Annotated in this window: 16 protein-coding genes, 1 tRNA gene and 2 pseudogenes; 16 read left to right on the forward strand and 3 right to left on the reverse strand. The window is 67.3% G+C overall.

Going from position 1 to position 13,717, the window contains the following annotated elements; all coding sequences use genetic code 11:
* Positions 1–30 precede the first annotated feature (30 nt).
* Both S1361_RS26355 and S1361_RS26360 read left to right on the forward strand, forming a co-directional pair.
* On the forward strand, positions 31–948 hold the full coding sequence (locus tag S1361_RS26355; protein ID WP_208034378.1) for a hypothetical protein: 918 nt from the start codon (positions 31–33) through the stop codon (positions 946–948).
* A 24-nt stretch (positions 949–972) separates the two neighbouring features.
* Positions 973–1,509, forward strand: a complete 537-nt coding sequence (locus S1361_RS26360; protein WP_208034380.1) for a hypothetical protein — start codon at positions 973–975, stop codon at positions 1,507–1,509.
* A gap of 328 nt (positions 1,510–1,837) precedes the next feature.
* Here S1361_RS26360 and S1361_RS26365 read toward each other — a convergent pair whose 3' ends face one another.
* The gene (locus S1361_RS26365) at positions 1,838–2,878 is read right to left on the reverse strand and encodes a DUF1152 domain-containing protein (protein WP_243769557.1); all 1,041 of its coding nucleotides are present in this window, start codon (positions 2,876–2,878) and stop codon (positions 1,838–1,840) included.
* Between the two features lie 135 nt (positions 2,879–3,013).
* Between S1361_RS26365 and S1361_RS26370 the strand changes: the two genes are divergently transcribed.
* The 13 genes and pseudogenes from S1361_RS26370 to S1361_RS26430 all read left to right on the forward strand — a co-directional run bounded on the left by S1361_RS26370 (position 3,014) and on the right by S1361_RS26430 (position 11,486).
* Complete coding sequence (locus tag S1361_RS26370; RefSeq protein ID WP_208034384.1) at positions 3,014–3,754, forward strand: GntR family transcriptional regulator; 741 nt, start codon at positions 3,014–3,016, stop codon at positions 3,752–3,754.
* A 269-nt stretch (positions 3,755–4,023) separates the two neighbouring features.
* Positions 4,024–4,458 (forward strand): ATP-binding protein, encoded by a 435-nt coding sequence (locus tag S1361_RS26375; RefSeq protein WP_208034386.1) that lies wholly within the window; start codon positions 4,024–4,026, stop codon positions 4,456–4,458.
* A gap of 86 nt (positions 4,459–4,544) precedes the next feature.
* A complete protein-coding gene (locus S1361_RS26380) occupies positions 4,545–5,273 on the forward strand; it encodes a GntR family transcriptional regulator (RefSeq protein WP_208034388.1) in 729 nt (242 codons plus the stop codon).
* A 122-nt stretch (positions 5,274–5,395) separates the two neighbouring features.
* A pseudogene (locus tag S1361_RS26385) lies at positions 5,396–5,602 on the forward strand (SCO3933 family regulatory protein); the annotation flags it as partial.
* A pseudogene (locus tag S1361_RS26390) lies at positions 5,599–6,921 on the forward strand (FtsK/SpoIIIE domain-containing protein); the annotation flags it as partial. The pseudogenes S1361_RS26385 and S1361_RS26390, both read left to right, overlap by 4 nt.
* Before the next feature lie 76 nt (positions 6,922–6,997).
* On the forward strand, positions 6,998–7,615 hold the full coding sequence (locus S1361_RS26395; RefSeq protein WP_208034390.1) for a DUF2637 domain-containing protein: 618 nt from the start codon (positions 6,998–7,000) through the stop codon (positions 7,613–7,615).
* Between the two features lie 20 nt (positions 7,616–7,635).
* Positions 7,636–7,827, forward strand: coding sequence for an RING finger protein (locus S1361_RS26400; protein WP_208034392.1), 192 nt, complete (start codon positions 7,636–7,638; stop codon positions 7,825–7,827).
* Positions 7,827–8,018 (forward strand): mobile element transfer protein, encoded by a 192-nt coding sequence (locus tag S1361_RS26405; protein WP_208034397.1) that lies wholly within the window; start codon positions 7,827–7,829, stop codon positions 8,016–8,018. The genes S1361_RS26400 and S1361_RS26405 overlap by 1 nt, the downstream gene beginning before the upstream one ends.
* Positions 8,019–8,028: 10 nt before the next feature.
* Positions 8,029–8,223 carry a hypothetical protein gene (locus tag S1361_RS26410; RefSeq protein ID WP_053708303.1) on the forward strand — a complete coding sequence of 65 codons (195 nt, stop codon included), beginning with the start codon at positions 8,029–8,031 and terminating at the stop codon, positions 8,221–8,223.
* A gap of 14 nt (positions 8,224–8,237) precedes the next feature.
* Positions 8,238–8,495 (forward strand): SpdD protein, encoded by a 258-nt coding sequence (locus S1361_RS26415; protein ID WP_208034398.1) that lies wholly within the window; start codon positions 8,238–8,240, stop codon positions 8,493–8,495.
* A 131-nt stretch (positions 8,496–8,626) separates the two neighbouring features.
* Positions 8,627–9,946 (forward strand): replication initiator, encoded by a 1,320-nt coding sequence (locus tag S1361_RS26420; RefSeq protein ID WP_208034399.1) that lies wholly within the window; start codon positions 8,627–8,629, stop codon positions 9,944–9,946.
* Positions 9,922–10,116: a helix-turn-helix transcriptional regulator gene (locus tag S1361_RS26425; RefSeq protein WP_208034401.1), complete on the forward strand. Its 195-nt coding sequence runs from the start codon at positions 9,922–9,924 to the stop codon at positions 10,114–10,116. Before S1361_RS26420 ends, S1361_RS26425 begins: the two co-directional genes overlap by 25 nt.
* Positions 10,113–11,486, forward strand: a complete 1,374-nt coding sequence (locus S1361_RS26430; protein ID WP_208034410.1) for a tyrosine-type recombinase/integrase — start codon at positions 10,113–10,115, stop codon at positions 11,484–11,486. The genes S1361_RS26425 and S1361_RS26430 overlap by 4 nt, the downstream gene beginning before the upstream one ends.
* Positions 11,487–11,617: 131 nt before the next feature.
* On the opposite strand, the gene S1361_RS26435 is transcribed toward S1361_RS26430, so the two are convergent.
* Positions 11,618–12,226 carry a GNAT family N-acetyltransferase gene (locus S1361_RS26435; protein WP_208034412.1) on the reverse strand — a complete coding sequence of 203 codons (609 nt, stop codon included), beginning with the start codon at positions 12,224–12,226 and terminating at the stop codon, positions 11,618–11,620.
* A gap of 162 nt (positions 12,227–12,388) precedes the next feature.
* A tRNA-Arg gene (locus S1361_RS26440) sits at positions 12,389–12,460 on the reverse strand.
* A 154-nt stretch (positions 12,461–12,614) separates the two neighbouring features.
* Between S1361_RS26440 and S1361_RS26445 the strand changes: the two genes are divergently transcribed.
* Complete coding sequence (locus tag S1361_RS26445) at positions 12,615–13,208, forward strand: response regulator (protein ID WP_243769307.1); 594 nt, start codon at positions 12,615–12,617, stop codon at positions 13,206–13,208.
* Positions 13,209–13,717: the final 509 nt, after the last annotated feature.

Here is a 13,717-nt window from a genome sequence, read left to right on the forward strand (position 1 = left end):
TATCATCTGCACATCACACGGAGGTGGCATATGCCGAGGCATCAGTTCGCGCTGTACGAAATTCGGGTACGTAAGATCCAGGAACCGAAGTCGTATCGCCAGGTGTATTGCTTCAATCCGCGAAAAGATGATCTCTTTGAGATATATACGAAGTTCCTGGTGGATGGTATCGGCACCAAGGGGGCGACCGTCGAGAGGTCTGAGCGCTATGCGCGGCTGCACTCGATGGAGGAAGACCGACGCACGCTCTGGTTCACTGTCGAGTCCGGCAGATATGGAACCCGGGGCAAGGTTGTCGACACCGAAACTGGCGACGATGCCTACGAGATACAAGATGATGATGCGGCGGCCTACCCGCTAAGGCAAGCTTTGTTCGTACCGACGGTTGGCGACTTCGCCCTGTGGGCAACTGAAGTTATCGGCCACACGAGCGCCATCGGCTCACTCACTCCCATGTTCCGTGATTGGTTCAAGGAGCGTTACGACTCCGAGAGGCTTTCGGTCGACATCAACTACTTCCAGGACACAAACGCCTGGACGAAGTTTATCGAGGAATCCAGCCTTCAGGAGATCACTTACATCACGCGCGAACGTGACGGTGAAGATCGAAGCGTGGGTACGCGGGTTCAAGAGCATCGCATCAAAGCCGCTCGGCGTCTCCGGCTGCCTCGCGAGTGGATCACGCGCGCGATCGAGAAGCGGCTGCCGCCCGACTCCGTCTTCTCCGTGAGCGGACTGCCGGAAGCGGACGAGGTGCGTCTTCAGATCGAACGGGGCGGTAGGTCCCGTACCATCGTCGTCGACCGGGACTGGCCGCGCTTCAACTATGCACTTGAGGGGCCTCGCAACGGTCCTCCTGGGGACGAGGTGTTCCGGCGCGAGGTGTTGTCAGAGGTAGGTGCTTCACTGGACTACCTGGGTGCGGACCGAGGTGCCTGGATGATCTAGCTGACGTCGCATGAGGGGGCCGCCGTGAGTGGTAAGTGGGATGTACGAGATATCGCGGCGGCTAACTTCCGCACCTATGTAGATGCCGATGGTAAGAGGCGAGCGGGCGACGTTGTTGTCTTCATCGGCCTTCCTCTGGTGCTGGGCGTTACATGTGGGCTACTTCGGCATTTCGGCCACCTTCACATTCTTGACGTCTCCAAGCTCATCGGCGGAGTAGGGGTCTTCACCGGCCTCTTGTTCGGGCTTTTGACGAACGTCTTCACCCTTAGCTTGCGTGTTCGGCGAGATGAAGGGCTAGACCCTGATCATGTCGTCATCCGTAATGTCCGTGAGCTCTTTGCAAATTTGAGTTGGGCTGTATTGGTTGGCCTACTGCTTGTTGTTCTCCTTGTCATTGTCACCGCCACACATGATCCAAAAAAATCCATCGGAGTAGCCTGGACGGGAATCTTGGTGACTACGTTTTCTCATTTGATCTTGTCACTGCTTATGAGCCTTAAGCGTTTGTGGTTCGCGCACCAAAACGTGTCCAATTTGCCGCCTAAAGTGGCATCCTAGGTCGGTGGAGCGGCTTTGGGCTGGAGCTGATTTGGCGCGAGTGATCATGGCCCATTACGCTAGCCAGCGGATCGGGCAGGTTTGTGAGCCTGCCCGTTAGTGCCCGATTTTGGGCCATGATCTTCGAGGCTCGCGCCAAATTGGCTGCCTAAAGCCGTGGAGCCGACCGCCCCAGCCACAGAGGGTTTCTCCCCACGACGTGCCCGCAGCCGCCCAGCGCGCCGCCGGGCGCGGCCAGCCGGGGCGAAGACAGGAGGCAGGCCGCGCCGCAGAGGCGGCGCGCGCCCGCGCCGTGCGCGGGCCTTGAACCCGTAGAGAAAGTTGTTACTCAGGCAGTCCTAGTGATGCGCCATAGGGGCGCGTCGTACTGCTCCGGGCGGCTGTCGATGAGCAGCTGGCGCAGGGTGCTGCGCTGCGAGCCGTTGAGATTCAGAGCCTCGGTGATGCGGCGGAACGTCGTGTGGGTGACTCCGCGGCTGCCGGCGTCCGCCTCGAACTGGTCCAGCTGCGGCAACACGGCCTCGGCGTCCAGCTCCACCGGTGACTGCTCCTTCAGCCACGCGGCCTTGTTGCGCTCGTAGTCGATCTCGGAGAAGCCGCAGATCTCGCGGCTATGTGCCTCGACCTCGTCTAGGGCCGCGGTCGTCATGATGGCCCGGGCCAGACTGTTGCGGCTCACCGCTTCGTCCAGGTCGACCTCGTGCACTCGGGGGCCCTCGTCGGTGAGAGCCACAGGGAGGCCGGCGTCGCGTACCTCGCAGGTGCCCCGGACGCCTCGGGCCGTTGCGGCGAGCATCGCGGTTGCCTCCGAGGGGTGCCACTCCAGGACTGTGCTGATCCGCTGCACGTCGTCCGCGGTGAGGGTGTGAACGACAGAACCGAGCATCGGACGTAGGTCGTCGGGGGAGAGTTCGCCGTCCAGGCCGGGGCCGGCGACCAGGAAGCGGACCGACGCGTTCACCTGGCAGGCAGCGGCCAGGGTGAGGGCATCGGCGAGAGGGCTCTTCAGCGTCGGCTCGTCGCCCCGGGCGAGGATGTCACCGCCCACGTCCAGGAGGTCGATGGACTCCGGCTCGAAGTGACTGACCAGTTCCTCCAGCTGGCGCGTCACGCCTTCGGCACCTCGGTATGGGTCGAGCAGTGCGAAGGTATGCGGGAGTTCCGCGGCGAGCCTAGGCAGTGTGGAACCGGCTGGTGCGATCGGACGGGCCTCGGCCGGCACTGCCGAGACGGCGGGGGTGATCTGCTGGAGGCCGGTGAAGTCGCCGGCCCCTCGTGGGCCCGGTACCGGGTCGATGAGCAGGCGGTCCCACGCGTACGTGAGGATCACCGCCTGGTCCTCGTCACCGTACAGGGCGGCGTGAAGCATTGCGGCGGCGACTGCGTCGCCCCCTCCTCCTGCTGCGACGATCAACCGCGTCATGCTGCCCAGCGTACGGGTTCGAATACTGGCCACTCACCCTATAGTGGCTAGAGGCCATAGCCACTTGGGCGAGGAGGGCACATGCCTCAGATCGAGGAGGCTCAGCCGAAGTATCTCCAGATCGCGCACTTCATCCGTGATCAGATTCTTCGGGGAGACTTGCGACCGGGGGAGGAGGTCCCCTCGGAACGCCAACTTGCGGCGGATTGGAAGGTGTCCAGGCCGACGGCTGCCCGCTCGTTGGAGGCGCTGAGTCATCAGGGCCTGGTCGAGAAGCGGCAGGGATCGGGTACCTACGTCCGGAGCCTGGAAGTCAATCGCCGTGCACGGGAGTTGTACGGGCGCGCTCGCCAGACGGGGAAGATCTACACCCCTGGTGAGTACGCGGTCATCACGTCGGCCGGCTGGATGGAGGCGCCGGACCACGTCGCCGAGGCGCTGGGGCTGACGAAGGACCGGCGGGCCGTGCATCGGCGGCGTGTCACCAACAACCAGGACGGGCCCATCACTCTGTCCACCTCCTGGTTCGCGCCGGACGTCGGTCAGAAGGCACCCAAGCTCATGGACCCGGAGCGGATTCAAGAAGGCACCCTGATGTATGTGGAGAACATGACGGGGCGTCAAGGAAGCTACGCGGAAGACCGCATGTGCGCTCGCTCGGCGACCGACGAGGAGGCGGCGGACCTCCAGCTGGAGGCCGGTTCGGCCGTGCTGGTGGTTCATCACGTGGTCTTCGACCTCCAGGACCGACCGCTGGAGTTCGCCGAGGCGACGTACCCGCCTCACCGTTGGGCGTTCGAACAGGGCTACCCGCTCACCTGATGGTTCGTCTGATTGCGTCGAACCGCTTGCACGCCGCAAGTGGCTAATGCCACTATCCAGTAAGTGGCCAAGGCCACTTACGGAAGGGGGCACGGGCGTGACGAGTCAGCGGCCGCAACAGGACGCGCGCTTAGTTTGCCGGGGTTGCCGGGGTCGCGGATGGAAGCGCGGCAGCTCGCGCACCACGCTGGCGCTCTCCACCGTCAACGACCGTGCCCGTGCCACATCGGTGCCTCGACAGCGACGGCACCGGCAAGGAGTGAGCACGGATGGCCTACACGCTCGACCGTGACCCATGCCCGGAGTCGCCCCGGCTCGGGGCGATGACTCTGCACCCGACCCCTGAATCGGTGCCTCGGGCTCGGCGCTGGTTCAAGAAGTTCATCGCGCCCTACAGCCCGGCCTGCTCGGTCGACGACTGCGTGCTGATGATCTCGGAATTGGTGACCAACGCCATCCTCTACGGCCGGTCCGATGAGCCGTGGCTCGTCAGGGTGGAGTGGTTCCGTGACGGGGCCTCGCTTCGGGTGGAGGTCCACAACCCCGGCTTTCCTGCGAACGTGCGGCTGCGCCGGCCGGACGCCGAGGAAGCGCACGGGCGCGGCCTGCTGCTGGTCGATTCCATCGCCGACTCCTGGCATTCAGGGCCCAGCGCCTTCGGCGGCACGGTCGTGTCCTTCGTGATGGCCGATGCCTGGCTCTGACCGGAGCACCCCCTATTACATTGCATTGCAATGCAGCGCTAGTCTGGTTGACCAGTTGACTTGGCCAATCTCGATGGGCGGCGTTCATGGTGTATGAGGTGGAGGCACCGAAGTACGTACGCCTCGCGCAGACCATCCAGCGGCGCATCGAGGACGGTACGTATCCGCCCGGCACCCGCGTTCCCAGCGAAAATCAGCTGGTGCAGTCCTTCGGGATGTCCCGCCCGACCGTCGTGCGGGCGCTGGAGCTGTTGAAGCGGGATGGCTGGCTGGAGTCTCGGCAGGGCTTCGGCACGATCGTGCGTGGGCGGCCGGCCGCCGCGGAGGAGAAGGACCGCAGAGGCCGTGAGGCGCTGGAGCGCGACGAGTCGCGGACTCCCGGTCGTCTCGTGGAGGTCGGCGAAGTGCCCGTTCCCGCCCGTGTCGCCTCTGCACTCGGTCTGCCCAAGGGTGCCAAGGTACTCATGCGCCGGTTCCTCGTCGAAGAGGAAGGCGAAGCTGTCGAGCTGGTCTCGTCCTACTTCCCCGCGGCCCTGGTCGACGGCACGGAGCTGGCGAGCAGTGAGGCCCTGGGCGGAAGCCTGCGCGATCATCTGGAGTCGCGGAAGAAGGTCCGCTTCGACCACGTGACGGAACGGGTCTCGGCCCGACTGCCAGAAGCCGGTGAAGCCGGCCTTCTCGGCATCCCCGACGGCGTGCCCGTCCTCAGCCTCCTGGTAGTCGCGTGTGATGCCGCGGGTCAGGCGTTGCAGGTCTCAGACGTGCTGCTGCCTGCCGACCGGCAGGAACTCGAAGACACCTACCGCCTGAGCTGACCCAGGCCCGGAGCTGCGCGCCCCCGTTTCCACTTGACAAGTCAACTTGGCATCCCTAGCTTCGAACTTGCTAAGTCAACTTGTCAGGTGACGGTTGACTGACTTCGAAGGAGAGATCTTCTGTGCGTGTGATCCGCATTGACGCTTCGGCCGCCACGATCCTGCTGACCGAAGCCCCGGCCCCCAAGGTGCGCGACCGACAGACCGGTGAGATCGCCAAGGACGCCCCCTGGGAAAGCGTGTTCAACGGCCAGCAGCGTCACGGCATCGCCTACCGGGCCACCGCGGTGACGCCGGGCGCCTTCCCGATGGCTCAGGCGGGTTTGGCGGCGCGGCCTACGCCCGGCACGCCCATCCGGCCGCGTACTGGTCCACAGTCGGCCTTCCGGTCTCGGTGGCCCGGCTGCTGGCCTCGTACTCCTCGACCATGGACGCCTGCGGCCTGACCGTTGAACCGTCCCGATGGCGGGCGCTGGCCGTCAAGGCGACGACTCGCCGTGAGGTCCGGCCCGTGCCGCCCCGCCGGGGTCTTATCCGGCCCACCTCGACGGGCCTGCGGGTTCGGCTGCGGCTGGCACCGGGGCAGGAGCCGGCGGATGTGGCGGCTTCGGCTGAACGGCTCCGGCACGCCTGGGGCGTGCACGCCGTGTACGTCCGGGACATCAAACCCGGTGTCGTCGAACTGCGACTCGTCGGTTTCGATGTCCTGCGGAAGGTCCGGATGCCCCGTCGGGTCGATGGCGGGCTGCTGCGAGTGCCGGTGGCTTTGCGAGAGGACGCGACCGCTTTCTTACGCGACTACCGCGCCGTACCGCACGAACTCGTCCTCGGCGCCACGCTGTCCGGCAAGTCCATGTACCTGCGGAATCTGCTCACCGAGCTGGCGGCTCAGCCCGTGGTCCTGGTCGGCATCGACTGCAAGCGCGGGGTCGAGCTGTCGCCGTTCGCCGCCCGGCTTTCCGCCCTGGCAACCGATCCGGAGCAGGCGGCCGAGCTGCTGCCCGTGCTCGTGAAGGAAATGGAGGACCGCTATGACCTGATCAAGACCCGACAGGGCATCACGCCCGGCACGCCGGATGAGCTGATCACCTCGGACGTCTGGGGCCTGCCCGAGAGCGAGCGCCCCGCTCCCATCGTCCTGTTCATCGACGAGGTGGCCGAACTCTTCCTCGTCGCCACGCGGAAGGAGGAGGAACGGCGGGACGAGATGGTCACCCAGCTCATCCGCCTCGCCCAGCTCGGCCGCGCTGCCGGGATCTACCTGGAGGTGTGCGGACAGCGCTTCGGCGCCGAACTCGGCAAGGGCGCGACCATGCTCCGCGCACAGCTCACCGGACGCGTCTGCCATCGAGTCAACGACGAAGCGTCCGCCAAGATGGCGCTGGGCGACATCGCCCCTGAGGCAGCCCTCGCCGCCTGCGCCATCGCCGCAGAAAGCCCCGGCCTGGCCGTGGCCGGTGACACCTCCGGCGGCTGGTCCCGCATTCGCACTCCGTATCTGTCTCTCGCCGACGCTGCGGCCGCTTGTCGGCGAACTGCGCACATCGCCCCCGACGTAGCAGCGCTCAAGCCCTTCCGGCCGTACGTCCCGCCTGCGCCCGCGGGGCTCTCGGGGCCAGTCGCCACCACCAAGCCGGTCACCGAGTAACCGAACCCATCTCACGGCTGGCGCAGCCGTCCCGCGCCACGTCCCTACCCCCGCCATGCCCGAAGAAGGGAGAGAGATGGCCCGCCCCGCCGTGCGTGTGGACGCTGTTTTGGTCCAGGCAGTCATCGCCGGTGCCCTGTCCTTCGCCCACCTCCATGACCTGGCTGCCGCTGCCGGACAGGCCGGTTGGAAGGCGTGGGCCTACCCGATCAGCGTGGACCTGCTCCTGGTCGCTGCCTGGCGACGGCTCCGTTCCGGCGGAACGAGAGCGGCGGCCTGGTGCTGGTTCGTCGTCGCACTGACCGCGTCGCTCGGAGCCAACGTAGCCACGGCCGGGCTCCTTGACCTGGGCGACGTACCGGCTTGGCTTCGCATCCTCGTCGCCGGGTGGCCGGCCGTCGCCTTCCTCGGCGGAACCCTGCTCGTCCACGGCTCCAACAAGCCGGACGAAGAGCCGCTTCAGGAAGCCACCCCGCCCCATACGGCCCCCTCAGTCCCTGCACTGCCCGCCAAGGAAACCGAACCGGCTCCGACCTCGACGGCCCCTGTCCCGCCCGCCCTCGTCGCCCTGGCTCGCAAGGTCGCTGACGAGCACCGCACGCGGACCGGATCTGCCATCGACACCCCGACCCTTCGCGCCCGGCTAGGCGTCCCGTTGCCACTCGCTGAAGCCATCGCCGCACAGCTCACCTGACCACGGAGGAACCACCCCTCATGCGCCCGTCCACGCTCCGCGCGCTGAAACGCGCCGTCGAGCTGACCCGCCAGAACCGCCTAACCGAAGCCGTACTGATCGCCGAACCGGTGATCCTCACCGCCGACAGCTACGAGGGCGACGAGATCTTGCGCTGGCTCGCCGAGCACGTCACCGACTTCACCGGCGACACCGACATGGAGGCCCGCTGATGGCCGCTAACCGCCGCTTCCGCAACGTGATCCGTATCGGCCCTGTCCAGGTCGGCACGTACTACGACGGCCGGGGCCGCGAGAAGCACACCGCCGCCTGTACGGCCCCGCGCTGCGGCTTCTCGACCGACTACGACAGCCGTGCCGCCGCCGAATTGGCCGCCCGTACCCACCGCTGCGCCGTCCGCTGAGGAGACCCCTGTGACCGTCTCGCTCCCGCTCGTCTTCGTCCTGGGCGTCATCGCCTGGGCCGCGATCAAGTTCCTCGGCGTCCGCCTCTGGGTCGCCGTCGTGATCGCCCTGTTCGGCTTCTGGCTCTCCCACACCTTCCTCGCCCCCGCCATCGAGTCCGGTACCCGCTCCGGAGTCGACGTCGTCAACGGCACCCACAAGTGACAAGGAGGTCCACCATGCTCCGCCCCAAGCTCCCCGACGTCCCGAGCCTGCCGACCACGATCCCCACGCCTCAGCAGATCCAGGCTCCGGCTCCCTCCGCCGGCCGTCCGGTCGCCCCGTACGTGGGGATCGGCGCCGGAGCCGTCGCCGCCGTGGTCGTCGTCGGCATCGTGCTGACCGCGCTCCTGGCCGCGGTCGCCATCTCGGCCGTCTCCGTCGCCATCGCCGCCGTGGTCCTGCGCTCCCTCGTCAGCAACGCGCACAAGCGCTGACCGGCCACCGGGGCGACAACAAGCCGCCAAGCATCCCGTCGCCCCGGGGCCGTCCCTCCCGACCGCCGAAACAGCCGAAAGGAAGTCCCATCATCACCCGGCAGACTCCGCCGCCGCTGGCGGAACTCTCCATGCTGGCCTCACTCGGCACCATGCCCGAGCTGGCACGCCAACTCTCCGGCCTGGGTGGCTGCACCAACCCCGTCCGCCTCGACGGCCACCGCTCCGAGTACCAGGTCGACACCACGACCGGCGAGATCGGCAACCTCCTGCACCATCTCGATTCCAGCGCCCTGCCCGCCGGTCAGCTCCTCGTCCGTTGCAACAACCGCCGCGCCACCCGTTGTGCGGCCTGCGCGGAGACCTACCGCCGCGACACCTTCCACCTGATCACCGCCGGTCTGCGGGGCGGCAAGGGCACACCGGAACAGGTCGGCACACACCCCCGTGTCTTCGCCACCTTCACCGCCCCCGGCTTCGGACCGGTCCACAACCGCCCCTCCGGCGGTCGGGACTGCCGCTGCGGCCTCCGGCACGAGGAAGCGGATCCCGCCCTGGGCTCGCCTCTCGACCCGGACACCTACGACTACGAAGCGGCCGTGCTCTGGAACGCGCACGCCGGAGCCCTCTGGCGGCGCTTCTCGATCTACCTCCGCCGCGAGGTCGCCAAGCGCGCCGGCCTCACCCAACGCCACTTCCGCGAGCACGCCCGGATCTCGTTCGCCAAGGTCGCCGAGTACCAGAAGCGGGGCGCCGTCCACTTCCACGCCGTCATCCGCCTCGACGGCCCGGAAGGCGGCGACACGCCTCCACCGGCCTGGGCCACCACCGAGCTGCTGACCGACGCCATCCGCGCGGCTGCCGCTGCCGCACGCGTCGACGGACCGGAGATCGACGGCCGGGCGCACGCGTTCGTCTTCGGCCGCCAGCTCGACGTCCGCCCGATCCGCTCCGCCGACTTCAACGACGGCCAGGAGCTGACCGAGCGAGCCGTCGCGGCATACATCGCCAAGTACGCCACCAAGGGAGCCGAAACCGCGACCGGCACCCTCGACCGGCCGATCCGGTTCCTCGCCGAACTGGCCCAAGCCCGGATCACCGACCACGCCCGACGCCTGATCCGCACCGCCTGGACCCTCGGCGCCCGCCCCGAGCTGGCAGACCTCCGCCTCCGTGCATGGGCGCACATGCTCGGCTTCCGCGGCCACTTCTCCACCAAGTCCCGCCGCTACTCCACCACCCTCGGCGCCCTCCGCGACGCCCGCGCCGAATGGCGCCGAGCCCAGACGGCTCCGGCCGTCCCGCAGGACGGCGAAACCACGCTCGTCCTCGCCCACTGGGTCTTCGCCGGTACCGGCCTCTCCCGCGCCGAAGCCTGGCTCACCGCATCCCTCGAACCCGCCCCTGGAACGGAAGGAGAGTCGACATGGACACCCGCCGCGATGAGCTGATGACCGTTCGCCAAGTCTTGGACGAACTGGGCGGCGTTTCTCGCCGGACGTTCTACCGCTGGCGTGAGCTGGGGTTGGGACCAGCCGCTTTCAAGCTCCCCAACGGTGAGCTTCGGGTCTGGCGCAGCGACTTCACCGCGTGGCTTCGGGAATTGGAGGCGGCTGCGTGAAGTCTCTTGATGTCAAGGTCTGGGGCGTTCGGAAGAGGAACACTAAGAAGTCGTCCTTCGATGTTCGATGGACTGTGGCCGGAAGCGTGTTTTCCGAACAGTTCCGTACCAAGGGGCTCGCGGACCACTACCGTTCGAAGCTTCTCCGTGCCGCTCATGGGGGCGAAGAGTTCGACACGGCCACAGGGCTGCCAGACTCGATGGTCGAAAAAGCAGCCTCCCTGAGCTGGTATGCCTTTGCTCTGAAGTATCTCGCTATGAAGTGGCCGCATGCGGCTCCCAACACGCGTAACGGGATCAATGAGGCGCTGACCGCAGTGACGATGGCTCTTCTCGATGATCGCCCGGGCCAGCCGCCGGAGGAACTGATCAGGAAGGCGCTTCGTAACTGGGCCTTCGTCCTCCCCGGCCCAAACGATCGCGAACTGCCCGGCGAGATCGCGAACACTCTCTACTGGGTGGCTAAGGCCTCGCGCCCGCTATCGGACCTCGGTGATGCTGCGATCGGCCGGGCAGTCCTGGACTCCCTCAAGCTGAAGCTCGACGGGACTGCGGCAGCCGCGGAGACCGTTCGGCGCAAGCGGCGAACACTCGTCAACGCGCTGCACTATGCAGTAGACCTCGGGGAGTTCAAAGAGAACCCGATCACGGGCATTCGATGGAAGAAGCCGAAGGTTGCTGGGGAAGTTGATCCTCGGGTGGTCGCCAATCCCGAGCAGGCTCGGTCCCTGCTGACTGCGGTCTCGTACGTCGGTGGGTATGGCCGGGCGCGTGGCCGTCGACTCGTTGGCCTGTTCGCCTGCATGTACTACGGCGCCCTGCGTCCGGCTGAGGCCGTCGGCCTTACGAATGCGGACCTGAAGCTGCCTGAGGCCGGCTGGGGGACGGCACTGCTGAACCGGACGCGTCCCAGTGTCGGCAAGCAGTGGAACGACTCCGGCGAGACCCACGATGACCGTGGCCTGAAGAACCGGCCGGCGGAGGAGGTCCGGCTCGTACCGATCCCGCCCCAGCTCGTCTCTACCCTCCGGCAGCACATCGATACGTTCGGGACTGCCGAGGACGGGCGGCTGTTCACCAACGAACGCGGGGGAGTGGTCGGCTCGTCCACGTACTACCGCGTGTGGCAGGAGGCTCGGGCGCTCGGGCTCCAGCCGGCTGCCGTCGCCTCGCCGCTCGCTGCGCGGCCGTACGACCTCCGACACTCGGCGCTGTCGACGTGGCTCAACTCCGGGGTGGACCCGACCGAAGTGGCTGAACGTGCGGGCAACAGTGTTGAGGTGCTGCTGAGCCGCTACGCCAAGTGCATTGATGGACGGCAGGAAATCGCCAACCGCAAGATCGAAGAGTTGCTGCGCGAATACGAGTGACGAGGCGCATAGCCATTAGCCCCTGGTCCGAGTGTGGGCCAGGGGCTTCGTCGCCTCCCGGTCGAAGGGCGTCGGCCGCAAATTCTTAGTCAGGTGACTACCGGGAACTGTCTTCGGTTTCCCATGTGAGCTTACTGAACGGGGAAGGTGAGGCGCAGAACGATCTCGCCGTCGTCGATATCACCGGTGGGCTCGAATCCGAACTTCTGGTAGAAGGGCCACGGTTCGCCGTCGCCGGGATCGTAGCTGGTCAGTAGCTCGGTGGCGCCGTCCGCGCGAACGAGAGCGGCAATTTGCGTGAGGGTCTCTCGGCCGATCCCTCGCCTCTGGTGCCGCTTGTCGATGAGGAGGCGCCAGATGAAGTGCCGTCCTTTGTAGGGACCAGCCGGCGGCTTCCACGACAGCATCACGAAGCCGACTGGCTCGTCGCCGATGTACACCCCGCGGTACCAGGGGTTGGCCTCCGGGTGCTGTGCTGCCTGCTTGAGCGACTTGGACACGGAGGCGACGAACCGCTTCTGTTCGCGTCGGACACGGAGGGCACGAACGGCATCCCGGTTGTCGTCGGTGATCTCGCGCAGGTGTACGCCTGGAGACCTCATGCCACACCCCTTCGTGCATGCGGCGGCTGTGCCCTCCGGATCGACGTGAAGAGTCGCCCCGGTGTGGCAGTCAGGCGCAGCGTATTCGGCGCCGCGGATCTGGAGCGTGACCGGCACGCCGGCCTGCGTCCGCTTCAAAATAGCCACTGTGACCTGGGCAGAAATGCTCAGTTCCTGTCCACGAATAGTCCACAGACCCCGGCATACGGCCGCTCCGGGCCGCATACGCCTGCACATACGCGAAGACCCCGGCCTCAGCGTTTCCGCTGGTGACGGGGTCTTTGGGCACCTCATGCTGGGTGCCCCCGGCAGGATTCGAACCTGCGCACACGGCTCCGGAGGCCGTTGCTCTATCCCCTGAGCTACGGGGGCGTGTCGGGCGCTGAGCTCTCGCTCGCGGCGACGGGTAGAACACTAGCAGGTCCGGCGGGGTGATCAGGAACCCGTTTCCCCGGGTGGTGCCCTGTAGGGGGTGGAAGTGGGGAAAACCCGGACGCGGTGGCCGCCGCGGACCTACTCTCGAGTTGTGCCAGGCGCTCCGGGCCGGGTGCTTGTTGTGGACGACAACAAGGTCATCCGGCAGCTGATCAGGGTCAACCTCGAGCTGGAAGGGCTGGAGGTCGTGACCGCGGCCGATGGTGCCGAGTGCCTGGACGTCGTGCACCAGGTGCAGCCCGATGTCGTGACGCTCGACGTCGTCATGCCCCGGCTGGACGGGCTCCGCACCGCCGCCCGGCTCCGGGCCGATCCCCGTACGCACCACCTGCCCCTCGCCATCATCAGCGCGTGTACGCAGTACGAGGTCGAGACCGGTCTCGATGTCGGCGTGGACGCCTTTCTCGCCAAACCCTTCGAACCGGCCGAGCTGGTCCAACTCGTGAAGGACCTCATCGAGCGGCGCGCCGGGAAGGGGCATGAAGGGCGTCAGAGGCGTGGGGGGCATGAGGGGCCTGAGGGAGAGGCGCGCGGGGGAGACGGCGACGGAGATCCCGGCGGAGGAGGCCGGGGTGGGGGAGGTCAAGGCGGTGGGGGTGGTGACGGGGAGATCGACGGTGACGGCGGCTCCCCCGGGCACGGGGTCGGGGTCTCGCCCGGTCACGGAGTCTCGCCCAGTCAGTAGACGCCGCCAGGGCACGGGGTCGGGGTCTCGCCCGGTCACGGAGTCTCGCCCGGTCAGTAGACGCCGCCAGGGGACGGGGGCGGGATCTCGCCCGGCCGTGGAGTCTCGCCCGGTCAGTACGCGCCGCCCGGCAACGGAGTCGGGGTCTCGCCCAGTCAGAGGGCCGGAGTCCCGCCCAGGCGCGGAGTCAGGGTCCCGCCCGGTCAGCGAGCCCGACGCAGATCCTCAGACGCAGCCCGCCGCGCGAACACAGGTACCGCCCGCCGAACCAGCAGGTACCGCCCGCCGCGCAAACACGGATACAGCCCGGCACGCGACCACAGCCCCGCAGCCACCTCCCGGCAACGCTCGCCGACCCGCTCCCACACCCCCGGCTCGCACGCCACCCCCTGCCCCGCCATATCCAGCCCGCACCCCCACCCGACCGCCCCGGCCAACCCCCAACGACCCGCCCCCACCCCACCGACCCGCGCCCCACGACCGGCTCACCCCCACAACCGGCTCACCCC

The sequence above is a fragment of the Streptomyces cyanogenus genome (assembly GCF_017526105.1).
GTDB lineage: Bacteria > Actinomycetota > Actinomycetes > Streptomycetales > Streptomycetaceae > Streptomyces > Streptomyces cyanogenus.